27 protein-coding genes are annotated in these 23,486 nt (G+C 70.1%); 9 read left to right on the top strand and 18 right to left on the bottom strand.

Going from position 1 to position 23,486, the window contains the following annotated elements:
* Positions 1 to 2: 2 nt before the first annotated feature.
* The 5 genes from DFR74_RS13835 to DFR74_RS13815 form a co-directional block, all read right to left on the bottom strand.
* Positions 3 to 659: a hypothetical protein gene (locus DFR74_RS13835; RefSeq protein WP_067503242.1), complete on the bottom strand. Its 657-nt coding sequence runs from the start codon at positions 657 to 659 to the stop codon at positions 3 to 5.
* Positions 656 to 2,314 carry a thiamine pyrophosphate-binding protein gene (locus DFR74_RS13830; protein WP_067503246.1) on the bottom strand — a complete coding sequence of 553 codons (1,659 nt, stop codon included), beginning with the start codon at positions 2,312 to 2,314 and terminating at the stop codon, positions 656 to 658. The genes DFR74_RS13835 and DFR74_RS13830 overlap by 4 nt, the downstream gene beginning before the upstream one ends.
* Before the next feature lie 85 nt (positions 2,315 to 2,399).
* Complete coding sequence (locus DFR74_RS13825; protein WP_067503249.1) at positions 2,400 to 3,101, bottom strand: anti-sigma factor family protein; 702 nt, start codon at positions 3,099 to 3,101, stop codon at positions 2,400 to 2,402.
* On the bottom strand, positions 3,098 to 3,616 hold the full coding sequence (locus DFR74_RS13820) for a sigma-70 family RNA polymerase sigma factor (protein ID WP_067503253.1): 519 nt from the start codon (positions 3,614 to 3,616) through the stop codon (positions 3,098 to 3,100). The genes DFR74_RS13825 and DFR74_RS13820 overlap by 4 nt, the downstream gene beginning before the upstream one ends.
* 67 nt (positions 3,617 to 3,683) lie before the next feature.
* Complete coding sequence (locus DFR74_RS13815; RefSeq protein ID WP_084537301.1) at positions 3,684 to 4,325, bottom strand: YqgE/AlgH family protein; 642 nt, start codon at positions 4,323 to 4,325, stop codon at positions 3,684 to 3,686.
* A 173-nt stretch (positions 4,326 to 4,498) separates the two neighbouring features.
* On the opposite strand from DFR74_RS13815, the gene DFR74_RS13810 reads away from it, so the two are divergent.
* Positions 4,499 to 5,260 carry a lysophospholipid acyltransferase family protein gene (locus DFR74_RS13810; RefSeq protein ID WP_067503259.1) on the top strand — a complete coding sequence of 254 codons (762 nt, stop codon included), beginning with the start codon at positions 4,499 to 4,501 and terminating at the stop codon, positions 5,258 to 5,260.
* A gap of 1 nt (position 5,261) precedes the next feature.
* Here DFR74_RS13810 and DFR74_RS13805 read toward each other — a convergent pair whose 3' ends face one another.
* Positions 5,262 to 5,573 carry a GNAT family N-acetyltransferase gene (locus DFR74_RS13805; protein ID WP_067503262.1) on the bottom strand — a complete coding sequence of 104 codons (312 nt, stop codon included), beginning with the start codon at positions 5,571 to 5,573 and terminating at the stop codon, positions 5,262 to 5,264.
* Between the two features lie 479 nt (positions 5,574 to 6,052).
* On the opposite strand from DFR74_RS13805, the gene DFR74_RS13800 reads away from it, so the two are divergent.
* Positions 6,053 to 7,618 carry an alpha/beta hydrolase gene (locus DFR74_RS13800; protein ID WP_067503429.1) on the top strand — a complete coding sequence of 522 codons (1,566 nt, stop codon included), beginning with the start codon at positions 6,053 to 6,055 and terminating at the stop codon, positions 7,616 to 7,618.
* Positions 7,619 to 7,756: 138 nt separating this feature from the next.
* Here DFR74_RS13800 and DFR74_RS13795 read toward each other — a convergent pair whose 3' ends face one another.
* Positions 7,757 to 8,005: a hypothetical protein gene (locus DFR74_RS13795; RefSeq protein WP_147265826.1), complete on the bottom strand. Its 249-nt coding sequence runs from the start codon at positions 8,003 to 8,005 to the stop codon at positions 7,757 to 7,759.
* Positions 7,962 to 8,399 (bottom strand): esterase/lipase family protein, encoded by a 438-nt coding sequence (locus tag DFR74_RS35400; protein WP_147265825.1) that lies wholly within the window; start codon positions 8,397 to 8,399, stop codon positions 7,962 to 7,964. Before DFR74_RS35400 ends, DFR74_RS13795 begins: the two co-directional genes overlap by 44 nt.
* A gap of 197 nt (positions 8,400 to 8,596) precedes the next feature.
* On the opposite strand from DFR74_RS35400, the gene DFR74_RS13790 reads away from it, so the two are divergent.
* Positions 8,597 to 9,718, top strand: a complete 1,122-nt coding sequence (locus DFR74_RS13790; RefSeq protein WP_067503270.1) for a glycerate kinase — start codon at positions 8,597 to 8,599, stop codon at positions 9,716 to 9,718.
* Positions 9,719 to 9,761: 43 nt separating this feature from the next.
* Here the strand turns inward: DFR74_RS13790 and DFR74_RS35950 are convergent, their stop codons facing one another.
* Both DFR74_RS35950 and DFR74_RS13785 read right to left on the bottom strand, forming a co-directional pair.
* Entirely contained in the window at positions 9,762 to 9,917 is a 156-nt protein-coding gene (locus DFR74_RS35950) for a hypothetical protein (RefSeq protein WP_157115790.1), read from the bottom strand.
* Complete coding sequence (locus DFR74_RS13785; RefSeq protein ID WP_067503273.1) at positions 9,914 to 10,264, bottom strand: winged helix-turn-helix transcriptional regulator; 351 nt, start codon at positions 10,262 to 10,264, stop codon at positions 9,914 to 9,916. Before DFR74_RS13785 ends, DFR74_RS35950 begins: the two co-directional genes overlap by 4 nt.
* Positions 10,265 to 10,394: 130 nt before the next feature.
* Here DFR74_RS13785 and DFR74_RS13780 point away from each other — a divergent pair, with 130 nt between their 5' ends.
* Complete coding sequence (locus DFR74_RS13780) at positions 10,395 to 11,267, top strand: NAD(P)-dependent oxidoreductase (protein WP_067503277.1); 873 nt, start codon at positions 10,395 to 10,397, stop codon at positions 11,265 to 11,267.
* 176 nt (positions 11,268 to 11,443) lie between these two features.
* Here the strand turns inward: DFR74_RS13780 and DFR74_RS13775 are convergent, their stop codons facing one another.
* From DFR74_RS13775 to DFR74_RS13765, 3 genes are read right to left on the bottom strand one after another with little or no spacing between them, the layout of a single operon-like run.
* A complete protein-coding gene (locus DFR74_RS13775; protein WP_195125068.1) occupies positions 11,444 to 11,680 on the bottom strand; it encodes a helix-turn-helix transcriptional regulator in 237 nt (78 codons plus the stop codon).
* Positions 11,670 to 12,521, bottom strand: coding sequence for an ABC transporter permease (locus tag DFR74_RS13770; protein WP_067503280.1), 852 nt, complete (start codon positions 12,519 to 12,521; stop codon positions 11,670 to 11,672). The genes DFR74_RS13775 and DFR74_RS13770 overlap by 11 nt, the downstream gene beginning before the upstream one ends.
* Entirely contained in the window at positions 12,518 to 13,447 is a 930-nt protein-coding gene (locus tag DFR74_RS13765) for an ABC transporter ATP-binding protein (protein ID WP_067503283.1), read from the bottom strand. The genes DFR74_RS13770 and DFR74_RS13765 overlap by 4 nt, the downstream gene beginning before the upstream one ends.
* 170 nt (positions 13,448 to 13,617) lie before the next feature.
* Between DFR74_RS13765 and DFR74_RS13760 the strand changes: the two genes are divergently transcribed.
* Complete coding sequence (locus DFR74_RS13760; protein WP_067503286.1) at positions 13,618 to 14,064, top strand: nitroreductase/quinone reductase family protein; 447 nt, start codon at positions 13,618 to 13,620, stop codon at positions 14,062 to 14,064.
* 3 nt (positions 14,065 to 14,067) lie between these two features.
* On the opposite strand, the gene aroQ is transcribed toward DFR74_RS13760, so the two are convergent.
* Positions 14,068 to 14,499 carry a type II 3-dehydroquinate dehydratase gene (gene aroQ, locus DFR74_RS13755; protein WP_067503289.1) on the bottom strand — a complete coding sequence of 144 codons (432 nt, stop codon included), beginning with the start codon at positions 14,497 to 14,499 and terminating at the stop codon, positions 14,068 to 14,070.
* Positions 14,500 to 14,520: 21 nt separating this feature from the next.
* Positions 14,521 to 15,102, bottom strand: a complete 582-nt coding sequence (locus tag DFR74_RS13750) for a hypothetical protein (protein ID WP_067503292.1) — start codon at positions 15,100 to 15,102, stop codon at positions 14,521 to 14,523.
* Between the two features lie 453 nt (positions 15,103 to 15,555).
* On the opposite strand from DFR74_RS13750, the gene DFR74_RS13745 reads away from it, so the two are divergent.
* A complete protein-coding gene (locus tag DFR74_RS13745) occupies positions 15,556 to 17,166 on the top strand; it encodes an NTF2-like N-terminal transpeptidase domain-containing protein (protein WP_232331621.1) in 1,611 nt (536 codons plus the stop codon).
* Between the two features lie 4 nt (positions 17,167 to 17,170).
* Here DFR74_RS13745 and DFR74_RS13740 read toward each other — a convergent pair whose 3' ends face one another.
* From DFR74_RS13740 to DFR74_RS13730, 3 genes are all read right to left on the bottom strand, one after another.
* A complete protein-coding gene (locus tag DFR74_RS13740; protein WP_067503439.1) occupies positions 17,171 to 17,533 on the bottom strand; it encodes a DUF3054 domain-containing protein in 363 nt (120 codons plus the stop codon).
* Between the two features lie 87 nt (positions 17,534 to 17,620).
* The gene (locus DFR74_RS13735) at positions 17,621 to 18,715 is read right to left on the bottom strand and encodes a lysylphosphatidylglycerol synthase transmembrane domain-containing protein (RefSeq protein WP_067503295.1); all 1,095 of its coding nucleotides are present in this window, start codon (positions 18,713 to 18,715) and stop codon (positions 17,621 to 17,623) included.
* Positions 18,716 to 18,719: 4 nt separating this feature from the next.
* Positions 18,720 to 20,240 carry an adenylate/guanylate cyclase domain-containing protein gene (locus DFR74_RS13730; protein ID WP_195126408.1) on the bottom strand — a complete coding sequence of 507 codons (1,521 nt, stop codon included), beginning with the start codon at positions 20,238 to 20,240 and terminating at the stop codon, positions 18,720 to 18,722.
* A 128-nt stretch (positions 20,241 to 20,368) separates the two neighbouring features.
* Here DFR74_RS13730 and DFR74_RS13725 point away from each other — a divergent pair, with 128 nt between their 5' ends.
* From DFR74_RS13725 to DFR74_RS13715, 3 genes are all read left to right on the top strand, one after another.
* Positions 20,369 to 21,613, top strand: a complete 1,245-nt coding sequence (locus DFR74_RS13725; protein ID WP_067503298.1) for an AI-2E family transporter — start codon at positions 20,369 to 20,371, stop codon at positions 21,611 to 21,613.
* On the top strand, positions 21,610 to 22,785 hold the full coding sequence (gene macS / locus DFR74_RS13720) for a MacS family sensor histidine kinase (RefSeq protein WP_084537303.1): 1,176 nt from the start codon (positions 21,610 to 21,612) through the stop codon (positions 22,783 to 22,785). Before DFR74_RS13725 ends, macS begins: the two co-directional genes overlap by 4 nt.
* Positions 22,786 to 22,848: 63 nt before the next feature.
* Positions 22,849 to 23,481, top strand: coding sequence for a response regulator (locus DFR74_RS13715; protein WP_067503448.1), 633 nt, complete (start codon positions 22,849 to 22,851; stop codon positions 23,479 to 23,481).
* The last annotated feature ends 5 nt before the right edge of the window (positions 23,482 to 23,486 follow it).

The raw sequence follows: 23,486 nt of genomic DNA, 5'->3' as shown, positions 1-23,486 counted from the left end.
TCTCACTTCATCCAGTCGGGCTTGACGGGCAGCCCGTGCGCGGCCCGGTACTCGCAGATGGCCCGCAGGTTGTCCAGCTCCAGCTGATGCCCGGCGGAGAACATCTCCCAGAAATCGCCCACCCACACCGGGCGCTTCGGCGGCGCGGTGTGCGGGTAGGGGTTCTCGTCGTAGAAGGGATGGTGGCAATTCGTCCACAGCACCACCGATCCCGGCTTGTCCAGCACCACCTGCGCGTCCACCACCCGCATCAGATAGACCATCCACAGGTGATCGGGCTGATCCCACGCGCAGTGGTAGTCGACGGTCATCGCCCCGGGGTGGGCGACGGTGCGGGTGTAGATCTTCGTCGCGTCACCGAGCCGGTCGTAGGCCAGCCACAACCCGGGTTCGTCGGTCTCGGTGAAACCGCGCAGGCTGTAGGTCCACTCCTCCAGAGACCTCGTGTCGGCCAGGTATTCGTACACTTCGCGCGGCGGGGCGGCGATGTAGCCCTGGACCGGGCAGAAGTCGCCGAAGATCTGGTCGTGCGGATACACCGACCGCAGCATGTCCATGATGATCGGCGTGGTGGCGTCCTTGTCGGAGTTCTCGATCCGCAGCACGCCGGGCACCACGTCTTCCGGGATATCGCTCAGTGCGGGCAGCGCACGGGTCACGGGGTCCTCCTAGGGGTGGCGTCCAGGGCGGTGAGGAACGGGGCGAACGGTGGGATCTCGTCGGGGTCGCACTCCACGCAGACGAACGACGGTCCCGTCGCGGCGAGGCAGGCGCCGAGCGCGTCGTCGAGTTCGGCGCGGGTGCGGGCGGTGCGCGTGGGCAGTCCGGGGAACATGGCGGCGATGCCGTCGCCGAGGTGCGCGGCGCCGAACCTGTTGAACGAGTAGCGATCCCGGTAGTACAGCTGTTCGCGCGTGACGCACATGGCGTGCGCGTTATTGTTCAGCACCACGAATGTGATCGGCAGCCGATGTTCGACGGCGGTGTGGATTTCCATGCCGTGCATGTAGAACGCACCGTCGCCCGCGATCACGACGGTGCGCGTCTCGGGCCGCGCGAAGGCCGCGCCGATGCCCGCGCCGAACGCGTACCCCATGCCGCCCATGCCGAGCGCGACGACGAATCGTCCGCCCCGGGGCACCCGCAGGTGATGCACCACCGCCGCGCCGGTGTTCCCCGCGTCGGCGAAAACATCGGTCCCCGCGGGCAATGCGGCGCCGATAGTCTCCACGATCTCGCGGTAGCGCAGCCCGGGGCCGTCCGGCACGCTCAGCGGTGTGGGCGCTGCGGTGCGCGCCGGGCGGGAAACCCCTGCGGGACCGTCGAATTCGGCCGCCAGCTCACGCAGGGTGATGGCCAGGTCGGTGCTGGTGGCGTGCACGGCGGGCAGATGCGGCGGCGCGACGCCCACGCTCGCGACGGTCACCTCCGCCAGCAGCTCCTCCAGCCCGGTCCGCGCCGTCACCGGCAGCGGCGTCCCGATCACCAGGCACAGCGCCGCCGACCGCAGCGCCGCCACGAGTTCGGGGTGGCCCATCGTGCCCGCGACGCCGAGGAATCCGGGATCGGTGTTGTCGTACACGTCCTTCGCGTCGGGCGCGACGCCCACGCTCGCGTCCAGCGTGGCCGCGAGTCCGGCCAGTTCGTCGCGGGCGTCGTCGCGCGCCACCTGGTCGCCGGCCAGGATCACCACCTTGCCGGTCCGCCGCGCCGCCTCGATCGCCGCCCGCACCCGGCGCAGCGCCGAGTGATCGCGGTGATGCGGTCGCGGCGGCAGCCGGAAGGGCGGCGCGTCGAGTGCGGACTGCTGGACGTCCTTGGGCAACAGCAGCACCGCGGGCGCGCCGCGCCGGGCGGCGGCGACGGCGTCGGCGAGACGGACGGGCAATTCGGCGGCCCGCTCCACTCGCGCGCAATACCCGCTGATCGAACCGAACAGCGCGACGGCGTCGATGGTGCCCGCGCGCCCGCTGGAATCCTGGAACGCCCCGCGCCCCTCCAGCGCCGTCGGCGGCTGCCCGACCAGCGCCAGCACCGGAACCCGCGAGGCGTACGACTCCGCCAGCCCCGCAACGAGATTCATCGCCCCGCCGCCGGAGGTCGCGGCCACCACACCGAGCCCGCCGGTGACGCGCGCGTACCCGTCGGCCATGGTGGCGGCCGAGTACTCGTGTTTGGCGACCACGCCGGTCACGCCGGAATCGAAGAGCGCGTCGTACAGGTCCTCGATATTCGCGCCGTCCACGCCGAAGACGTGTCGCGCGCCCAGCGCGGAAACCGCGCGCACCAGATGATCCACGACCCGGTCCGGCATGGATGCTCCCTTCGAGACCCGAGTGCTCGTACAGCAGATACACGAGACGGCCGGGCGGGTGGTTCAGTCGTCGACCACCCGCCGGTCAGACCGATCCGGTGAGGATCACCCTGTCGGTGGCCACCGACCTGATCTCGACCTTCTGCACCTGGTCGGGGGCCATGTCGAGGGTGCGGTCCACGGTCAGCACGGTGCCGGGGCCCGCGGGCCACTCGTCGAGCTCGAGCTGCCTGCCGTCGGTGCCGGTGACCGTGAGCCGGTACTTCCAGGTGTAGCGCTGGTCGCTGTCGCCGTAGGTGCAGGTCATGACCACGCGGGCGCGGTCGCCGTCGGCCAGCAGCTTGAAACTCGCGGTGACCGGCGAGGGCTCCAGCGGGCTCATGGACCGTTCGGCGATCACCTGTTCGGTCGCTGGCGTGCCCGCGTCGGTGACGGACGAGACCACCGGGATCGCGATCGCCACCGCGGCGGCGGCCGCGACCACCGCGCCACCCACCGCGTACCAGCGGTCGCGCCGCCTGCGCTTGCGTTCGGCGGCGGCCAGGCGCGGCAGCAGATCGGGCACCGGTGGCACCGACGGCGCCGGCTCGTCGGCGATCATGTCGAGTGCGGTGTCGGCGTCGATCAGGCCGAGCATCCCTGGCATACCCGCCAATTCGGCCACCGCCGCCCGGCAGCTCGCGCAGCCGGCGAGGTGCTCCTCGTACTCGCGGCGTTCGCTTCCGGTGAGGGATCCGAGCACGTACGGGGCGTCCCACGTGGTGTAGTCGTCGGCGATGTCCGTCATCGGGTGGTCACCCCCATCTCCTGTAGAGCCAGTCGCAGCGCCCGCATGCCGTAGTGCATACGGGATTTCACGGTGCCCGGGGGAATGTCGAGTTCCTCGGCGATCTGATGCGTGGACAAGCCACGGTAGTAGGCGCGCACGATCACCTCGCGATGGTCGGCGCTGAGCTTGGCCAGCGCGTCGGCGACGAGCCAGCCGTCCAGGGCGCGCTCGGCCTGGTCGGGGGCCGGCTGTTCGGGCGGGCTGTCGGTGCGGAACTCCCGGCGGTTGCGGGCGCTGCGGTGCTCGTCGACGACGAGGTTGCGCGCGACGGTGAACAGCCACGCCCGCGCCGAGGTGGTGCTCTGGTCCAGGACGTTCGGGCGTTGCCAGGCGCGCAGCAGTGTTTCCTGCACGATGTCCTCGGCGCGGCCCGGGTCGCGGACCAGCCCGAGCGTGTAGCGCCACAGCGCGGGCGCGTGCTCGGCGTACAGCGCGCGCATCAATTCGGCCTGGTCGTCCGGTGGTTTCGCCATGCGCTCACCGGATCAGTTCGTACGCTTCATGCGGTGTGACTCCTGTCGTCTCGAGGAGTACACGTTGTCAGTTGCGTTCGAGTTCAATCGGATGCGTGGCGAGCAGCGATAGCGGCAGCGGCTGGCGGCGCAGCACGTGCGCCCACAGGTCCGAGCGGCCGGTGCTGATCGGATCGCCGGGCATGGCCGAGAGCACGATCCAGTCGTCGTTCTCCAGTTCGCCTTCCAACTGGCCGAAGGTCCAGCCCGCGTACCCGGCGAAGACGCGGATGCCCTCGACCAGCGGGGCGATCTTGTCGGGATCGGCGTCCAGGTCGATCATCACCACGCGGCCGTCGACGCGGCGCATACCGGGCACGCCCGCGGTGGTGGCGCCCTCGCGCAGGGTGCCGAGGCACAGGGCCTCGTCGCGTTTGACGGGTCCGCCGCCGAACAGGGTGCGCGGCGAGGCGGCGATCTCGGTCCACCGCGGCAGCACGTCGTGGATGGCGGTGTCGGTGGGACGGTTCAGCACCACACCGAAACTGCCGGAGTCGTTGTGCTCGATGATGTACACGACGGTCCGGCGGAAGGTCGGCTCGACCAGATCGGTGGCGGCCAGCAACAAGGTGCCCGCGCGCACGACTGCCTCGCCGCGCCGGGGCCCGCGGCGGCGGTCGCCGTGCCCGCCGTGAGTCTTGCGATCGTCCGGGTCATCTGGGCGTGCCACTCGGACATCATCGCAGTTTGTCGGCCGGAGTGCTCGTTTCCAGGGGCCTGGATTTCTGGAAAAGTGCGCGGAAGTGCGCGCGCGGGCCCGACTGTCTGGGTCGGGCTGTCCGCCAAGGTGGTACCGCCGGACTCATGTACGTCGCTCACGGCCCGGCGTCGTAGGCTCGGGTCATGCAACCGCCCGAGGTCGTTCTCGAGAACTGTGACACCGTCTACGACTTCTATCGAAATCACCGGCAGAACCGCCTGAAAGCGCTGGCCGCCTATGCCCTTCTGGGACGCCGCTACCGCCCGCGGATCAGTTACGCCGAGCAGGCGAAGCAGAAGGTGAAGGCGCTGATCCGTTCGGGCACGCCGACCATCTTCGCCATCAATCACCTGTCGCAGAACGATCCCTACACCGTCGCGGCGGCGGCATGGCGCAGCCCGCTGCGCCCGATCATCGGCAAGGTCCGGGTGCTGGCCAAGGACGAGCTGTTCGTCGAACCCGAGCAGCGCCGCAAGGTCGACATGATGGGCGGCATCCCGGTGTTCCGCGGCAAGGATCACGGCATCCGCGCGGTGAACGCGGCGGGGCAGCGGATGATGGACGTCTGCGCCGAACGACTCGCCGGCGGCGACCACCTGGCGATCTTCCCCGAGGGCACCTGCAACGACGTCGACCCCACCCAGGTGCAGGCCATCGGCAGCGGTATCGGGCACATCGCGTTCCGCACCATGAAGCTCGACGTGCAGCCCGCGCTGGTGTGCCTGGGCCTGAGCTACGGCCCGCGCGCCGACCCGGCGATCGAGCCGACCAAGGAGGAGGCGGTGTCTGCCAGCTTCTACTTCCGCCCGCCCATCACCGACCTGCCCGCCAAACCGGCCGAGATCGCCCGGCTGGTGCGCACCGATCTGCAACTGGCGCTGGACGGCGCCGTCGCCGCCTACTGAGTCACTGCGGCAGCCCGAATCTCGTACGCGCCCACTGCGGTACCGACGCGATGTATTCGGGATGGGTCTCCACGAAGTGGCGGACCATCGGGCACAGCGGCAGGATGCCGAAACCCTCGTCGCGGCTGCGGGACAACGCGGCCGCGACGAGCTGTTTCGCGTACCCGCGGCCCTCGTAGCGCGGATCGATCTCGGTGTGCACGAAGGCGCGTTCGGAGGCGGTGTCCTGGTATTCGGTGTGCCCGGCGACGGCGCCGTCGACGTAGATCTCGAATCGTTGCTGCGCGGTGTTGTCCCGGACCTCGGTCGACATGGCTCGACGCTACTCCGAACACTGTCGTGACGACGCATCCACCGAGGCAGTGTCCCGGGCGTGCGCGCCGCGTTGCCAGGGTGGACCCGGCATCGGCTCGCCCTCGCGGGCCACGGATCGGTCGTCGAACCCGCGCCTAGCTCGCGAAACGCCGGGCCTGTTCCCGGCACCGCTCCACCGCGTCGGCCGCCTGCGCCTTGGTGACGGGCCGCCCGGCGTCCGGACCAGGTCAGCCCCTCGGACCTGTCTCGGGGTCCCGTCCGGCGCGCGGACCGGATCCACGCCGGTCGCGTCGCCGAAGAAACTCCCGGCTTCCGTCCTGCCAGACGACGAACTCCCGCCGCGGATTCCTCGGGCCGGGCCCCGATGACAGGGCCGGCGTGGTCGCCGGATACCGCCGTACGACTTGTCGGCCGGGCGCGTGGCTGCGCAGAATGCTCTTGGTCGTGCCGCGCGGTGGCTCGGCGGAGGTGCGAAACATGATCAGGATTTCACGGGCGGTCGCCGCCGTGGGGGCGGCGGTGCTGCTGGGCGCGACGATGGTCGCCGGGTCGGCGAGGGCCGCTCCCGTATTCGGTTCCTGCCCGGACGGTTCGGTGCCCGCGGGCGCCGACGTGCGGTGCGCCGTGGTGAGCGTGCCGATGGACCACGCCGATCCCGACGGTCCCCGCATCGACCTCACCGTCAGCCGGATCGCCGCCAAGGGCGCCCGGCACGGCGTGCTGTTCGCCAATCCTGGTGGTCCCGGAGCCGACGCGCTCGGCTACTGGGCCCAGCGCGCCGAGACGATGCCCGCCGCGATCGCCGAGCACTACGACCGGATCGCCGTGCAGCCGCGCGGGCTGCGATGGGCGACGCCGCTGCGGTGCGTGACCGGAGCCGAAGGGGCGGAACAGATTTCGGCGGGCGCCACGCGCAGCGCGATCAAGGCGGCATGCGACGCGGCGCAGCCCGGCTACCTCGACACCATCACCACCGAGCAGACCGCGCGCGATCTGGACGCGGTGCGCGCCGCGCTCGGCATCGACCGGATCGGCTACCTCGGCACCTCCTACGGAACCTATCTCGGCGCGGTGTACGCGTCGCTGTTCGGCGAGCGGGTGGAGCGAATGGTGCTGGACTCCAACGTGCATCCGGGCTGGGTGTGGACCGAGGAGTTCGCCCAGCAGCAGGCGGCGGGCAAACAGCGCCTCGACGACTTGTTCGCCTGGATCGCCGAGCACGACGACGAATACCGTCTCGGCGACACGGCGTTGCGCGTCTACCAGAACTGGGTGCGGCTGGTCTCGGCGCAAGGCGGCGGCTGGTACGCCAACCTGACCCCGCCGCCCGCCAGCGTCGCCGACCTGCCCGGCGAACTGCCCGAACCGCTGGCCGAGATCGCCCGCGACGGCGTCAACGGCACCGTCGAGCAGGCGGGCAAGGTGCAGAACCTGGTGCGCACCTTGCTCTCCGGCGGCGCGTCGGCGCAGGTGCCGCTGGTCGCCGCGACCGCCGTCGCCACCTACACCCGCGCCTACTGGCCCACCTTCGCGCGGGCCATGGCCGACACCAACGGCGACCCGGCGAACGTGGGCCGCCTGCTCGCGATCGAGACCGCCACCGCCACCGACCCGACCGGGCGCTTCGTCTTCGCGGCCATCACCTGCAACGAGAACGCGGTGCCGCCGCGTCCCGAGCTCATCGGCTCCGCCGTCGGCACCATCGTCTCCGGGGGCAACGCCATGGACGCCCGCGCCGACCTCGTGCGCTCCGGAATGAGCTGCGGCTCTTGGGAACCTGTCACCGAACCGGTGGCCCTGACCGGCACCGCCCTCACCACCCCACCCCTGCTCTTGCAGAGCCGCCACGACGCCCTCACCCAGTACGAGGGCGGCCCGGCCATGGCGCGGGCGCTCGGCGGCTCGCTGATCACCGTCGAGGGCGGGGATCACGGGGTGTTCGGGCGAGGGAACGCCGCGGTGGACGAGGCGGTGCTGGAGTACCTGCGCAGCGGGGTCGTGACGATCGATCGTGCGGATCAGGCGCCGTTGACCGTGCGGTGAGCGGGGCACACACCGCATGTCGGTGATCGGCCGAGGCCGGTGAGCGCGCAACGGCTCATCGTGTGCGGCCCGACCGCACTCGACCCGAAGGCGCCGCTGAGGCCACGCTATCCGCGGGTCGATTCGCGCACGCGGACCTCACCTCCGGTCGTCGTTGGCAACGCAGCGGAGGGCGGGATGTTCGTGCGGATCGAGGGCATTGAGCGCGAGATCGATGGTCCGCGGGTCTGTCGACCCGGCGATGTGCCCGGTGCGGTCCTGCGGGCAACCGTCTTGGACGAGGATGTTGGTGACGTTGGCCGCGTCGATGAACGCGGAGGTGTACCGCGTGACGATCGCGTCGTCACGGGTGGCGATCATGGTGTAGCGCACGTCGGCCGCTGTCATCGGGCCACTGTTGAGCTCGGTCGGGAACGGAGAGCCCGCCACCATATCGGCCAGGGCCGCGTCGCTCGGGGAATACCACCGGTAGGACCCCGGCGATCGCCCCGGTGACATCCCTCCCCGCCACCACCGTGCGAATGCCGTGCTGCGGACCGAATATCGATACGACCTGGCGAGCCGAACCAGCGGTCCCTTCGGCGAGTCTCAGGCTGACCGCACGGGCGATCAAGCCGCCCTGCGATTTACCGACGAGGTCGAGCGTGCCGACGCCATTGAGGGCCAGGATCCGTTCGGCGGCGTGGGTGAAATAGTCGACCGACGCCGTAACCGGTTGCAGCGAGTCGTATTCCAAGCCATAGACGCAGCGGCCGTCGGCGAGCAACTGGCTCGAGGTCACCCTCGCCGACTTCGAGAACCGGCCGGACTCACCTCCGGAACCCGCCGCGTCAGGAGCTCATGATCGGAACGAATGATCGTTCCGATCATGGGTGGTCTTTCCGGCGCTCCCCTCATGCAGGCCGAGCCCTCCGGCGCGGTGGCCGCGTTCCGGTGGCTTGACATGCGGGTTCCGGTGGCCGCGGTCAGAATGTGGGGATGAACGACGCGCCCAGGGTGGTGCTCGCCCCCGACAAGTTCAAGGGATCGTTGACGGCGCCGGAGGTGGCGGCGGCGCTGGCGGGCGGGATCGCACGGGTGGTGCCCGGGGCGGTGATCCGGCAGGTGCCGGTGGCGGATGGCGGGGACGGGACGGTGGACGCGTTCGTCGCGGCGGGGTGGGAGCGGGTGGAGGTGAGGGCGCCGGGGCCGACCGGGGTTGTCGGGCCGGCTTCGTATGCGCGGCAGGGGGATACGGCTGTCGTGGAGTTGGCGGCAGTGGTCGGATTGGTGAAACTGCCTGGCGGGCAACTCGATCCGCTGCATTCGGGGACTCACGGGCTCGGAGTGGTCATCGGCCACGCGCTCGACGCGGGCGCGCGGCACATCGTGATCGGTCTCGGCGGTAGCGCCTCCACCGACGGTGGCGTAGGGATGCTCACCGCGCTCGGTGCCCGCGTGTTCGACGCGCAGGGGCACGAACTCCCCTCCGGCGGTGCGGCTCTCGCCGATGCGGCGACGCTCGATCGCACCGGTCTCCATCCCGCCGTCGCCACCACCCGCTTCACCCTCGCGTGCGACGTCGACAACCCCCTGCTGGGCCCCACCGGCGCGGTCGCCGTTTACGCGCCCCAAAAGGGCGCGAACCTCGCCCAGCGCGCGACTCTCGAAGCGGCCCTTGCCAACTGGTCTCGCGTCGCCGGACCCGAATACGCCGACGTGCCCGGCGCCGGAGCGGCGGGCGGCACCGCCTTCGGAGCACTCGCCTTCCTGAACGCCGAGGTCCGCAGCGGCATCCAGGTCGTCCTCGACCTCCTCGACTTCCCCACCCTCCTCGCCGGCACCGACCTCGTCGTCACCGGCGAAGGGTCCTTCGACGCCCAGAGCCTGCACGGCAAGGCCCCGATCGGCGTCGCCTCCCGAGCCCGCCGCGCCGACCTCCCCGTCATCGCCGCCGTCGGCCGAAATATGTTGTCAGACAACGAAATACAAGCCGCGGGCTTCACCGCCTGCTACGCCCTGACCGACCTCGAACCCGACCCGGCCCGCTGCATGACCGCCGCACAGTCCCTCCTCCACCGCCTCGGCGAACAGATCGCCGAACGGCACTTGAAGCGCTGACCTCGTGATCAGCGGCTGGTCGGCGCTCCGCCGTCCGGCGCGATCAAGGCCGAACCGGCCCGTCCTGGTCCGCCGCCGCGGCGTGCTCCGCGCCGGCGAACGCCGCTGCGGCCTCCGCGCGGTCGACCTCGGTGACACCCGCCTCGGCCACCAACTCGGCGTCGATGCGGGCGGTCGCCTCCCCCGGGGTGGGCGTCAACTCGCCGAGGCGAAGGTGCGGAGGATTTCGGAGCGGTGTTTGTCGCCCCACTGTTCGAGGGGGTGCAGGGCGGTGGCGAGTTCCTGGCCCAAGGGGGTGAGGGTGTATTCGACGCGCGGGGGGATTTCGGCGAACACTTCGCGGTGGACGACGCCGTGGGATTCGAGGTGGCGCAGGTTCTCGGCGAGGACCTTCTCGCTGACGCCGTCGAGCAGGCGGCGCAGTTCGCCGAAGCGCTGCGGCCCGTCGGCGAGGGCCCACATCAGGTGCATCCGCCACTTGCCGCCGACCACGTCGATGGCCAGCGACATTCCGCAGATGTTATCCGTGTCACTGTCGCTGCCCATGCCGGCCTCCTGACCAGATTGCGTACCTCGAGGTGTGTATCCCCACGCGAACGTGCGGTCTTGTCGACTCTACCTGCACGAACGAGCATCGGTGGCAGTGCAGGAAGATCCGCGAATCGAAAGGGACACGATGTCCGAGAAGTCAACCCGCTCCGTCTCCGTGCTCGGCCTCGGCCCGATGGGTCAGGCGATGGTGCGGGCGTTCCTCGACGCCGGCGTCGAGGTGACGGTGTGGAACCGCAGTGCCGCGAAGGCCGACGCGATGGTCGAGCTCGGCGCGAAGCGGGCCGCGACGGTCGCCGAAGCGCTCGACGCCAACGAGGTCTCCGTGCTGAGCCTCACCCACTACGACGCCATGTACGACGTGCTCGGCCAGGCCGCCGACCACCTGCCCGGCAAGGCGATCGTGAACCTCTCGTCGGACTCGCCGGAGAAGGCCCGCACGGGCGCGGCGTGGGTGCGCGAGCGCGGGGCGCGGTTCCTCTCCGGCGGCGTGATGTCGGCGGGCGACAACATCGGCCACCCCGCTTCCTACATCTTCTACAGCGGCCCCCGCGAGGTGTTCGACGCCCACGCCGAGCTGCTGCGCCCGCTCAGCCCGCAGGAGTACCTGGGCACCGACGACGGCCTCTCGCAGATCTACTACCAGGCCCTGCTCACCTTCTTCCACCCCTGGCTGCTCGCCTTCGACCAGGCGACGGCGATGATCGTGAAGTCGGGCCACGACCTCAACCAGTTCCTCCCGTACGCGGTGCGCTCGGCCGGCGCCTACGAGTACTTCATCCAGGAGTTCGGCGAGACCAACCTCGCGGGCGGCTGGCGCGATGTGGCGTCGCTGAAGATGATGGTCGCGGGCGCGCAGCACATCATCGACGCCAGCGAGGAAGTCGGCGTCGACGCCAGCCTCTCGCACGCCTCACAGGCGCTGTGGCGCAAGGCCGTCGCGGCCAGTGAGGAAGCGGGACACGGGGTTTCGGTGTTCGAGTTGCTGGCCGGGCGCTGAAACCCGCTTCCCATCAAGCGCTTTCGGCACCCAACTGAGGAAAGGGTTAGCCAACGCCTTCGGCGTACTGCTCGGCCATAAGAACTGGCTCCACATGTGTGGGGTTCGGGCTGGATCCGGACGTGTGGGATCGTGGCTATCTCGCACGCCGGATCCGTCCCGGGACCCGCTTCCCGTCAAGCGGTTTCAGCACCCAGCCGAGGAAATGGCTTGGTGGAGAAGACCACTTCCACCGTCACCTCGAAGTACTCCGCGATCCGCATCGCCAGGTGCAGGCTGGGGCTGTACTCGCCGCGCTCCAGGTATCCGATCGTCTGGTAGTGCACCCCCAGCGCTTCGGCGAGTTCGCGGCGGGAGATCCCGCGCTCGGCGCGCAGCATGGCGATCCGGTTGTAGATCGTCTCAGTAGGCACGCTGCATGGCCCTCTCCCGCCGCGCCGCGACGCTCGATCCCGACTCCTTGCGCGCCATCCGGCGCAGCAGCACCGGCGCGACGAGCATGCCGACCACGGCCCAAGTGCCCAGCACCGCAACGGTTTCCAGGTGCCGCCACGAACCGGTCAACTCCAGAGCCGCCGCCTCCTCTGGCAGCATGGCCGAGCGGGTGCCCAGGCCGAGCCAGTAGATCGGGAACACCTGCGCCAGCCCCTGCAACCAGCCCGGCAGCGACGTGATCGGGTAGAAGATCCCCGACACCGCCACCAGCGCCATGATCGGCATGGACGCGAAACCCACGCCGCGCGGCGTGGCGAACAGCGAGCCGAGACACGCGCCGATCGGCAGCGACGCGAGCATGCCCAGCAGCACGATACCGAGCAGCGCGAACCACCGTGCGGGCGTGTCCAATTCGACGCCGCCGATCAGCAGCAGCCCCGGAATCAGCACCGCGCAGAACGAGGTGAGCACCCACCCCGCCGCCATCACCGACTTGCCGACCAGGTAGCCGACCATTCCGTTCGGAGTCGCCTTGGCGCGCAACAGGGTTCCGTCCTCGCGCTCGACCGCCAACAGCTGTGCGATGCTCACGATGCTGCTGAACGCCACCAGCATGCCGAGGATGCTGGGCAGCGCCAGCGTGCCGAGTTCGAAGTCCGTGGCCTGAAAGGTGCTGTTGCGCAGGAAGACCAGCGTGATCACCATGGCGATCGGCCAGAACAGCAGGCCGAACAGGTCGGTGCCGTTGGTCAGCGACTGGCGCAGTTCGATCACGCCGCGCGACAGTCCGGCGCGGACGGCGTTGGCGACCGGATTCATCGACCCACCTCTTCCAGGGTGCGGACCTCGGTGTCGGGCTGTCCGGATTCGAACCGGCGCACCAGGGTCATGTACGTGTCTTCCAGTGAGGCGCGGCGTACCTCGAGTTCCCCGATCTGATCGCCGTGCTGCTTGAACAGGTCGTGGACGAACTTCGTCGACTCCACGGTGGTGTGCACGAAACGCTGCCCGTCGCGGGTCCAGCGCACCTCCGCCTCGCCCGCGATGCGCCGCGAGAGCGCGTCGGCCGACCCGTCGGCGATGATTCGCCCGCTCGCGAGGATCAGGATGCGGTCGGCCAGTTTCTCCGCCTCGTCCAGGTCGTGGGTGGTGAGCAGGATGGTGGTGCGCTCGTCGTCGGCCAAACGGTGGACCAGGTCGTGGAATTCGCGCCGGGCCTGCGGGTCGAACCCGGCCGTCGGTTCGTCCAGGAACAGCACTTCGGGGCGGCCGACGATGCCGATGGCCACGTCGAGCCTGCGACGCTGGCCGCCGGAGAGCGCGCCGACTCGGGTCTTCGCTTGGTCGGTGAGCCCGACGACCTCGATCAGTGCGTCGATGTCCCACGGCTTGCGGACGCTCTCGGTGCCGTAGGGCGCGTAGTAGGCGCCGAGGTTGGTGAGCAGTTCGCGCACCTGCCACTTGGCGTGGTCGCGCCAGGACTGCAGGACGACGCCGATGCGCGCCCGCCACGCCTCCCCGCCGTGCGCCGGGTCGGTGCCGAGCACGTCTACGCGTCCGGCCGACCGCATGCGGAACCCCTCGAGGATTTCGATGGTGGTGGTTTTGCCCGCGCCGTTGGGGCCGAGCAGGGCCAGGACCTCGCCGGTGCGCGCCTGGAACGTGACGTCGTGCAGGACGTCCTTCGGGCCGTAGCGCATGCGCAGGCCTTCGACATCGAGCGCGACGGATTCTTCCACGGTCATTGACTGTCCTCCCGTTGTCCAGACCGGATGACTCGTAGCATACCTACTACCTTTCGCCGCATCAGCGCTGTTTCTCGCCCGTGATTAGAGAGCAGTGCTCTTGACTTTGGCGCGAGCATGCCGGAGTATCGTTCTCAGTAGAGAGCAGTGCTCACACAATAGGAGTCGCTATGAACGCCAGCCCCCGCTACCTCGCCCCCACCGGCCTCGATCCCGTGCTCAACCGGGTGCTGAACTGGCTGCCCAGGATCGGGATCGGTGTCGCGGGCTCGCGACTGCTCGCGGTGCGCGGGCGCACGAGCGGCGAATGGCGCACCACCATGGTCAACCTGCTGGTGGATCCCTCCGGCGACCGCTACCTGGTGGCGCCACGCGGCCACACCCAGTGGGTGCGCAACCTGCGCGCGGCGGGCACGGGCGAACTGCGCCTCGGGCGCAAGGTCGAGCCGTTCTCCGCCACCGAGATCGCCGACGCCGACAAGATTCCCGTGCTGCGCCTCTACCTGGAGAAGTGGGGCTGGGAGGTGGGCCGCTTCTTCGAGGGCGTCACCAAAGACTCCACGGACGCCGAACTCGCCGCCATCGCACCGGGTTTCCCGGTCTTCCGGCTGGCCTGACGCTCAGCGCGTCGCGAGGAACTCGATCGCGGCCGCGTACCCCTGAATCCCCATCCCGGCGATCACGGCCGTCGCGATGGGGGAGACGAACGAGTGGTGCCGGAATTCCTCGCGGGCGTGCACATTGCTGATGTGCACCTCCACGATCGGCACCTCCGGGATGACCAGCGCGTCGCGCAACGCCACCGACGTGTGGGTGAGTCCGCCCGGATTGATCACGATGGCCGACTCCGCGCCCCGCGCCCGATGGATGCGATCGATCAGCGCGCCTTCGTGATTGGACTGGAACGCGGTGACCGTGCGGTCGAACCGGGCCGCGGTGCGCTCGCACAGGGCGACCACGTCGTCGAGCGTCGCCGCCCCGTAAACCTCGGGCTGACGGGTGCCGAGCATGTTCAGGTTCGGCCCGTTCAGGACCAGAATCGGAGCGGCCATGCCCGACACCCTATCGCGCGCTCACAGCCCCTTCGGGCCCTCCGAGCGCAGGTCGTCGACCTTGCGCATGGCGGTGCGCAGTTCCTCGAGCCACTCCTCGGCGTGCTTGCCCGCCAGCTTGACCGTCCAGGCCAGCGCGTCCGAGCGGGAGCGGGCGACGCCGGAGTCGACCAAGGTGTCGAGCACCTTGCGCTCGGGTTGGCGCAGGCGCGTCATCACCGGAACGGCCAGCTGGGTGAACATGATTCGCTCGCCGTCCACCGAGACTCCCCAGGCCACGTTGCGCCCGTAGCGGCGCTGCGCCTCGCTCGCGATCTTCATGCGGTCGGGCCGTGTGGATTCGCGGAACCGGGAGATCGCACCCTCCTTGGTGGCGGTGGGGATCTTCTCCGTGGGCGCCTCGTCGCCCTCCTCGGCGCGTTTGGGTTCGGGCATGGGCAACTCGCCGATCACCACGATCTCCTCGCGGTCCACCTCGATCACCGGCTCGCCCGTGAACCAGTCCTGCGGCAATCGACCGGCGAACCAGTCGGGCACATCGGCGGGGTCGGGCAGGTCGGCCTGTTGCCAGCCGCCCGGTCGTCCGAAGCCGTGTTTACGCATGGTCGATCACCTACTTACGATGGTGCTTTATTGCGGTGATTACAAGATTACGCCGCAAATCGACCGCGCGGTTTCGCCGTGCGTGAACGGGGACAAGATCGGGTATCCAGAGGGCGTCGCGCGTTGCCGGACAGGTCGCGGAGGCGGCGAATCGCCGCCGTGGGCGGTTCTCGCCCGCGTCCGCGATCCGGCCGGTACCGTAGCGGCGCCCGGTTATCGCCTTGTGACGGGACACCACTCGTGATCGAGTCCGAACACCGCCGCTCATCGGGCACAATCGGTAGGGCTGAGCATGGGTAACGGCCCGATCACCGGGGCGTGGCGGGCACGGTCGATTCAGGTACGGTTGTCTTGTTACTGAAGTGACAAGAGTGAAGAGTGGGCGACATGGATGTGTGGGGATCCCGCCGCTTTCGCGTTCGGGTTGCTGTGGCACTCGCGGGGGTGGCGGCTGTGGCGATCGCCATGGGTGCGTGCGGGTTCAGCGAGGAACCGAACGAGCCCGAGGCCATCGTCGAACGGTTCACCGAACTGCTCGACGAGCAGGACTACGGCAAGGCCGCCGAACTCACCTCGTACCCGAACGCCGCATCCGCAACATTGAAGCAAATGTTCGAGGGGCTGGCGCCGGGCACCGCCGACTACGAGAAGACCCAATTCATCGACCTGGACGGGCAATCGGCGCTCTTCAGCATGGACGTCGGCTGGAACTTCGGCGAGCACAAGGACTGGCGCTACAGCGTGCAGGGCACCGTCCGCAAACTCGCCATCGGCTGGCGGATCTCGTGGGAGCCCGCCGTGGTGATGCCCGACCTCACCGGCAGCCGCACCGTGAAACTGGTGCGCACCACGCCGAAACCGCCGCCGCGCGTGATCGATATCGTCGGCGAACCGCTCATGACCGAGCAGATCATCAACGTGATCAAGCTCGACCCCTCGCGCATCGCCGATCCGGTGGCCTCCACCGACGCGCTGGCCGCCGCCATCGAACCCGTCGCGCCGCTGATCACCGGTGAATCGCTGCGCGAGCAGCTGGCGAACGCGGAGGGCGCGCCGATCACCGCCGTGAACCTGCGCGAGGGCGATTTCGCGATCCTCGAACCGCGCATGGCCCCGATCCCGGGCGTGGTGATGGAGAAGCAGCCCCGGCTGATCGCCGCCGACCGGCGCGTGTGGTCGCCGCAACTGGACGCGCTGCGCAAGGTGTGGGAGGCCAGCCAGGAACAGCATTCCGGGTGGGGCGTGCAGATCTTCGAGGCCGACGGGCGATTCGTCGGCCAGGTGGCCGGCTACCAGGGCCCGCCCGGCCCGGACATCGCCGCGACCATGGACCAGCGCTTGCAGCGCGCCGCCGAGGACGCCGTGGTGAGCGTCGGCACGCCCGCCTCGATCGTCGCGATCCAGCCGTCCAACGGTGCGGTGGTCGCGGTGGCACAGAACAGTTACGCCACCGAGCAGGGGCCGATCTCGTTCACGGGGCTTTACCCGATCGGCGGCAATATCGAACTGCTGCGCGCCGTCGCGGCGGCGAAGGACGGTAAAGCGCCGCAGGACGTGTCGGTGCAGGAGGCCGCGGAGGCCGCGCCGACGCTGGGCATCGGCCTCGACGTGCACGTGCCGGGACTGGACGAGGTGACCGGTCGCCTGGCCATCGCGGGCCGCACCGCCGAGCAGGTGCGCCAGGGCGGCGGCTCGGACGCGGTGCTGGCCAGCCCGTTCGGGATGGCGATCGCCGCCGCCTCCATCGCCAGGGGCGGGGTGCCCGCGCCGATGATCGAGGCGGGCCGGCCCGCCTCGACCGACGCCGAGCTCACGCCGTTCTCGGGTGAGCTGACCGAGCGGCTGCGAATGATGTTGCGGGAGGGCATGGCCGCGCCGGATTTGGCGCCGCTGCGGTCCTTCCCCGTGATCGCCTACGCGGCGCCGGCCGGATCCGACGGCTGGTTGATCGCGAACATGGGCGACCTGGCGTTCGCGATCCACATCAGCGAGGTCGACAGCGGCAACGCGACCGCGCGGATGGCGGCCAGGATGTTGCAGGCGCTGGCCAAGCCGGAGACCTGAGCGGTCAGTCCAGCGCTTTGACCGCCGCGCGCCAGCCCAGCAGGAACAGTGCGAGCACGGTGCCCGCGACCAGCAGGAAGCTGGCCGCGGTGCCCTGCCCGCTCACCGCGCGCAGCAGCATGCCGCCCACCAGAGTGCAGGCCCACACCAGGATTCCGGTGGGCCACAGCGTGGTTCCGTCGAACCGGTCGCCGTTGCGCGAGGTGAGCGCGTACGCGGCGCCCCACCCGATCCCCAGCCCGATCAGGAACGGCCACGCGGTCTTGGCCAACCCCGCCAGCACCGCCTCGTCGTGACTGCGCCGGCCGATGGCACAGAAGAGGATCACCAACACCACGTCCACCGCCAGCGGCCACAGTCTCTTCACGCGCGCCAGAGTAGTGGGCACTGGACGGCCGCCCATACCGGACGGGGTGGACGGTGCATGCACTCGCCAGTGACCCCGCGGCCGCGACTACACCGCACGGCGTTCCTCGAATTCGCGCTCGTAGGCGGCGTCGTCGGAGTGCGGGGTGCGGAAGAGGAAGGCGAAGATGATCCAGCCGACGATCGCGAGGAGGACGAAACTCACCATGCGGTAGACGAAGGCGGCCGCGACGGCCTGCGCGGCGGGCAGGCCCGCGCCCGCGGTGAGCCCGTAGATGAGCGTGGCGTCCACGTAGACGATGCCGCCGGGCGCGAACGGGATGGAACCCACGGCCTTACCCGCGGTGAAGGCGATGAGCAGGCCGGCGATCTTCGGATCGCCGCCCACCGCGTAACAGGCCGCGCCCAGACAGGCCACGTCGGCGAACCGGTGCACCAGCGCCCACACGCCGACCAGCGCGCCGTCGCGTTTGCCCAGGTCCACCGACTCCAGCTGGGACAGTACGTCGGAGACCTTGCCCATCCCGCGCTCGGGCGGCCGTTTGCGAATCCGGTTGATCAGGGCCAGGATCCGCCGCGCCATCGATTCCAGGGCGCCGGGGTTGCGCGCGAGGTGGTTGCCCGCCCACACCACCGCGACGACCACGGCCACCGAGAGCACCAGCTGCACCGGGCCCACCCGGTTGCCGACCAGTAGCGCGCCCGCGAACGCCAGCAGCGCCAGTCCCATGCTCGCGATCACGCCGGAGATCACCAACTGCCAGGACGCGACCATCGGATTCGCGCCCCAGCGCCTGGTCTGGCGGTAGGTGAAGGCGGTGGAGAACACCTGTCCCGCGGGCAGGGTCACCGACATGGCGGTGGCGCCGTACACCACAGCCACCGATTTGCGCTGGCTCACCTCGACGCCGCCCGCGCGCAGCAATTGTTTCTGCACGCGCCCGAATCCGCTCATCGACAACGCCTGCAAAGCGATGGCGAGCGCGACCCAGCCCCAATGGATTTCGGTGAGTTTGCGCCAGGATTCGTGCAACCGCGGCGCGAGATACACGCCTTCGGCGAGGAGCAGGGCCAGCAGGGCGGCGCCCAGCACCCATTTCACCCACCGGTATCGGCCCGTGCGCGACTTCCGGGTGGACGGCGGCGATGTGTGCTCGCCGGTGCGCTCCCCGTTGGCCGCCACGAGGTCAGCCTAGCGAATCCGCGGTCTCGGCGTCCGATTCGGCACGGGGATCGGTCTGGGCCTTCGGCCAGGCCAGCCGGGTTTTCCGGCGGCGGCCGCGCAATTGCACCTCGGGGCCGGTCTCCCAATTGCTCTGTTCGCTCTCGTCGGCGAAATACAGCGCGCTGCCCGAGGCGAGCACCCGGCCCGGCTGGTCCTTTGCCAATTCGGTGAGCCGGGACGCTTCGTTCACCGGATCGCCGATCACCGTGTATTCGAACCGGTTGGCCGCGCCGATATTGCCCGCGACCGCCAGACCCGCCGACACCCCGATGCCGATATCCAATCCGGGCACCTCGCGCAGTGCCTCGCGCAATTCCCGGCCCGCGGCCAGCGCGGCGGTCGGCGCGTCGGGGCGGTCCAGCGGCGCGCCGAAAATGGCGAGCGCGGCGTCGCCGACGAATTTGTTGACGAATCCGTGGTGCCGGTCGATCACGTCCACCACGACGCGGAAGAACTCGTTGAGCAGGCTCACCACTTCGGTGGGCGGGCGTTCGGCGGCGGTGGCGGTGGAACCGACCATATCGACGAACAGCACCGCGACGAACCGGGTCTCACCGCCGAGCTCGGTGCCGTAGTCCAGGGCGCGCTGGGCGACCTCCTCGCCCACATGCTGGCCGAACAGCTCCTGGAGCTGGCGGCGTTTGGCCGCCTCCTCCATCATCCGGTTGAAACCGACCTGGAGCAGGCCGATCTCGCTGCCGTCGAACACCTCCACCTGCACGTCGAGCGCGCCGTCCTGGACACTGTCGATGGCCTGGCTGAGCTGGCGCACCGGATCGGAGATGCTGGAGGCGGTGAGCATGGACAGCGCCAGCGCCTGCATGATCACCACACCGCACAGCAGCAGGATGGAGATGGCCAGCGACTGCGCGGAGAACCGCACGTCGGTGGAGATCTGGGTGACGCACAGCAGCACGATGGCGATGGTGGGCGCGAATGTGCCCATCCCCCAGGTCATCGCCATCCTGGTGCCCACGCCCGGGGTGAGCGTGTGGTCGAACGAGCCCTCGGTGAGCGCCTGCGCGGCGACCGGGCGCAGGATGCGTTCGCCCAGCATGTAGGTGAAGCCGAACACGATGGTGGCGGCCATGCACTCGGTGATGACCACCGCGCCGGCCAGTTCGGGCGATTCGACGATGATGATCCCGGCCAGCACCGCGCCGCCGATGATCCACAGCACCAGGTGCAGGATCGCCTGGCGCAGCGGCGCGTGCAGCGCGGCCATCTGCTCCTGTCGGCTCGGCGGACCGCCGCGCACCTGCCAGCGCATCACCGGGCGCAGCATCAGCGCGGACGCGGCGAGGCTGAGCAGCCCGCCGGTGCAGAAGACGAGGGCGGGCACCACCAGGCCGATGCGGCGCGCGCCGGCCGCCTCGCCCTCCTGGGTGGGCAGACCGTACTGGAGGAACGCCCACACCAGGACCGCGCCGAAGGCATTGGCCAACAGCATCGATGTCAGGTATAGCGGCCAGCGCGTGCGCATGGTCTGTTTGACCGCTTGCAGGGGCGCTGACACGCTCACCAATCTAGCGTTTCGATCATGCGGGTTCGTGCCCCCGCCCGCGCGTTCACGCCCTCGGCGCGCCATCCGGGTCCATTACGCTGCGGGGGGTGAGCCAACCCGAGCAGAGCGCGCCGAGCCGGGGTCCGGCGGCCGACGCGGTGCATCCGATCGTCCGTCAGACCGCGGAGTGGGCGTGGCGGCTGCTGGTGATCTTCGCCGCGGTGCTGGCACTGTCGATGATCGTGCAGCGGCTGGCGACGGTGGTGATACCGCTGGCGATCGCGCTGCTGGCGGCCGCGCTGCTGGCCCCGCTGGTGGATTGGATGCAGCGGCTCGGCGTGCCGCGCTGGGTGGGCGTGTTCGTCGCGCTGGTCGGTTCGCTCGGCGTGGTGGCGGGCATCATGACCTTCGTCGTGGAGCAGTTCGTGGCCGGCGTGCCGCAGCTGACCGACGAGTTCACCGCGAGCGTGGAGCGGATCCAGGACTGGCTGATCAACGGCCCGTTCCACATGAGCGACGACCAGATCCGCAACGCGGGCGACACGATCGTCAACGCCATCCAGTCCAATCAGGACAGTCTCACCTCGGGCGCGCTGACCACCGCGACGGTGATCGGGCACATCCTCACCGGCACCTTCCTGACGCTGTTCATCCTCATCTTCTTCCTCTACGGCGGCGATCAGATCTGGGAGTTCGTCACCCGGATCGTGCCGAGGGGCCACCGCGAGCGGGTGCGCCTGGCCGGGCAGCTCGGGTTCGGCTCGCTGGTCGGGTTCGTGCGCGCCACCGTGGTGGTGGCGGCGGTCGACGCGATCGGCATCGGCGCCGGGCTGGCGATCCTGGGCGTCCCGCTGGCGCTGCCGCTGGCCTCGCTGGTGTTCATCAGCGCGTTCATCCCGATCATCGGCGCGTTCCTGGCCGGGTTCATCGCGGTGTTCATCGCGCTGGTCACCAAGGGATTGGTGACGGCGCTGATCGTGCTCGGCATCATCATCGCGGTGATGCAGCTGGAGAGCCACGTGCTGCAACCGCTGCTGCTGGGCCGGGCGGTGAGCATCCACCCGCTGGCCGTGGTGCTGGCGATCGCCGCGGGCCTGGTGCTCGGCGGGATCGCGGGCGCGCTGCTGGCGGTGCCGTTCGTCGCGGTGATGAACACGGCCATCCGCTCGCTGCTGGTGGACAGTCCGCAGGAGGCGATCGGCGAGCTGCGCTCCGGCGACTACCGGCTGTATTCGGCGGAACCGGACCGTCCAGAGCCCGGACGGTTCGACGTGGCCGCGACCCTGGAGAGCGAGGCGCGCCGCCCCGACTCGCCGCTGCTGCGCACGCCGAAACCGGGCGGGTCCCGGTGACCACGCGCGCCGCCGAACCCGACCCCGAGGACGCCGCCACCGCGCCGCTGTGGCGGGCGGTGCAGGCGTTTCGCCTGGTCACGCTGCTGTACGCGGTGGGTCAGCAGTTCGCATCGGTGCCGTACTACCAGAATCAGCGGCTGAGCTGGTTCTTCATCGCGCTCATGGTGCTGTGGTCGGGCGCGTCGGCGCTGATGCTCTCGCAGTGGCAGGGCGAGGAGGTGGCGCGGGTGCGGCGCTGGGTGGTGATCGGCGACCACGTGGTGGTGATCGGGCTGATCTGGGCCACCCGCCTGGTCGCCGACTACGACTGGTACCACGGGCATCAGACCCTGCCCACCACCATGTGGGCGGCCAACGCCGTGATCTCGGCGGCCATCCTGCGCGGCCCGATCCTGGGCATCGCCTCGGGGCTGCTGATCGCCTGCATGATCATCACCGCGCGCGAGCAGTGGGGGCAGGACGTGTGGGCCGACGCCACGGCCCCGGTGCTGGTCTCGGTGGGCTTGGCGCTCGGGCTGGCCGCCAACACCGCGCGGCGCGCCCAGGAGCAGTTGCAGCGCGCGGTGCGGCTCACCGCCGCCGCCGAGGAACGCGAGCGGTTGGCGCGCGAGGTGCACGACGGCGTGCTCCAGGTGCTCAGCTACATCAAGCGGCGCGGCAGCGAGATCGGCGGCGCCACCGAGGAATTGGCGCAGCGAGCCGGGGAGCAGGAGGTGGCGCTGCGGGTGCTCATCTCCGAACAAGGGGTGCGCGAGGATCGCGGCGGGGCGGAAGTGGACCTGCGCCCGCTGCTCACCGCGCACGCCACGCCGAAGGTGTTCGTGTCCACGCCCGGTGAGCCGGTGCGGGTCGGGCGGTGGGCGGCCGGGGAACTCGCGGCGGCCGTGTCGACGGCGTTGACCAATGTCGAACTGCACGCCGGGCCCGACGCGAAAGCCTATGTGCTGCTGGAGGACACGGGCGACGAGCTGATCGTCAGCGTGCGCGACGACGGGGTGGGCATCCCGGCGGGACGGCTCGCCGAGGCCGAGGCTGAGGGCCGGATGGGCGTGTCGCGCTCCATCGTCGGGCGGATCGCCGCGCTCGGCGGGGTCGCCGAACTGCTCACGGAAGGGGAGGGTGAGGGTGTGGAATGGGAGTTCCGGGTACCGCGCGGCGGCCCGGCGTGACGAGAACGGCGTCGAGAGGAGGTCGCGGTGACCGATGACGGTGTGGCCGAGCAGGTTTCGGTGATGGTGGTGGACGACCACCCGATGTGGCGCGACGGGGTCTCCCGCGACCTCGGCGAGGCCGGTTTCCACGTGGCCGCGACCGCCGACGGCGTCGCGGCCGCCACCCGGCGTGCGGCGGCCGTGCGGCCCGCCGTGGTGCTGATGGATATGCAGCTACCCGACGGCAACGGCGCCCAGGCCACCGCCGAGGTGCTGCGCGTCTCGCCGGAGAGCCGGGTGCTGGTGCTCTCGGCCTCGGCCGAACGCGACGACGTGCTCGACGCGATCAAGGCGGGCGCGTCGGGCTACCTGGTCAAGAGCGCGTCGGCGGCCGAACTCGTCGACGCGGTGCGCGCCACCGCCGCCGGTCAGCCGGTGTTCACCCCCGGCCTGGCCGGGCTGGTGCTCGGCGAGTACCGCCGGATGGCCACCGCGCCCGCCGAACCCGACGAACCGCACCGCCCCGCGCTCACCGAACGCGAGACCGAGGTGCTGCGCATGGTGGCGAAAGGCCTGTCCGCCAAGCAGATCGCGTCGCGGCTCGGGCTCAGCCACCGCACCGTGGAGAATCACGTGCAGGCCACGCTGCGGAAGTTGCAGTTGGCCAACCGCGTCGAGCTCACCCGCTACGCCATCGAGCAGGGGCTCGAGTAGCGCGT

Origin of the sequence: Nocardia puris, assembly GCF_003315035.1 — a bacterium.
Taxonomy (GTDB): Bacteria; Actinomycetota; Actinomycetes; order Mycobacteriales; family Mycobacteriaceae; genus Nocardia; species Nocardia puris.
Note: the sequence above shows the minus strand (reverse complement) of the source record. Positions and strands in the feature narration are given on the sequence as shown.

Bases quoted from the DNA above. Each gene is read 5' to 3' on its own strand.
- DFR74_RS13830 (WP_067503246.1), bottom strand. From the start codon at position 2,314: ATGCCGGACCGGGTCGTGGATCATCTGGTGCGCGCGGTTTCCGCGCTG.
- DFR74_RS13825 (WP_067503249.1), bottom strand. From the start codon at position 3,101: ATGACGGACATCGCCGACGACTACACCACGTGGGACGCCCCGTACGTG.
- DFR74_RS13820 (WP_067503253.1), bottom strand. From the start codon at position 3,616: ATGGCGAAACCACCGGACGACCAGGCCGAATTGATGCGCGCGCTGTAC.
- DFR74_RS13810 (WP_067503259.1), top strand. From the start codon at position 4,499: ATGCAACCGCCCGAGGTCGTTCTCGAGAACTGTGACACCGTCTACGAC.
- DFR74_RS13805 (WP_067503262.1), bottom strand. From the start codon at position 5,573: ATGTCGACCGAGGTCCGGGACAACACCGCGCAGCAACGATTCGAGATC.
- DFR74_RS13800 (WP_067503429.1), top strand. From the start codon at position 6,053: ATGATCAGGATTTCACGGGCGGTCGCCGCCGTGGGGGCGGCGGTGCTG.
- DFR74_RS13795 (WP_147265826.1), bottom strand. From the start codon at position 8,005: ATGACAGCGGCCGACGTGCGCTACACCATGATCGCCACCCGTGACGAC.
- DFR74_RS13790 (WP_067503270.1), top strand. From the start codon at position 8,597: ATGAACGACGCGCCCAGGGTGGTGCTCGCCCCCGACAAGTTCAAGGGA.
- DFR74_RS13785 (WP_067503273.1), bottom strand. From the start codon at position 10,264: ATGGGCAGCGACAGTGACACGGATAACATCTGCGGAATGTCGCTGGCC.
- DFR74_RS13780 (WP_067503277.1), top strand. From the start codon at position 10,395: ATGTCCGAGAAGTCAACCCGCTCCGTCTCCGTGCTCGGCCTCGGCCCG.
- DFR74_RS13770 (WP_067503280.1), bottom strand. From the start codon at position 12,521: ATGAATCCGGTCGCCAACGCCGTCCGCGCCGGACTGTCGCGCGGCGTG.
- DFR74_RS13765 (WP_067503283.1), bottom strand. From the start codon at position 13,447: ATGACCGTGGAAGAATCCGTCGCGCTCGATGTCGAAGGCCTGCGCATG.
- DFR74_RS13760 (WP_067503286.1), top strand. From the start codon at position 13,618: ATGAACGCCAGCCCCCGCTACCTCGCCCCCACCGGCCTCGATCCCGTG.
- aroQ (WP_067503289.1), bottom strand. From the start codon at position 14,499: ATGGCCGCTCCGATTCTGGTCCTGAACGGGCCGAACCTGAACATGCTC.
- DFR74_RS13750 (WP_067503292.1), bottom strand. From the start codon at position 15,102: ATGCGTAAACACGGCTTCGGACGACCGGGCGGCTGGCAACAGGCCGAC.
- DFR74_RS13730 (WP_195126408.1), bottom strand. From the start codon at position 20,240: ATGCGCACGCGCTGGCCGCTATACCTGACATCGATGCTGTTGGCCAAT.
- DFR74_RS13715 (WP_067503448.1), top strand. From the start codon at position 22,849: ATGGTGGTGGACGACCACCCGATGTGGCGCGACGGGGTCTCCCGCGAC.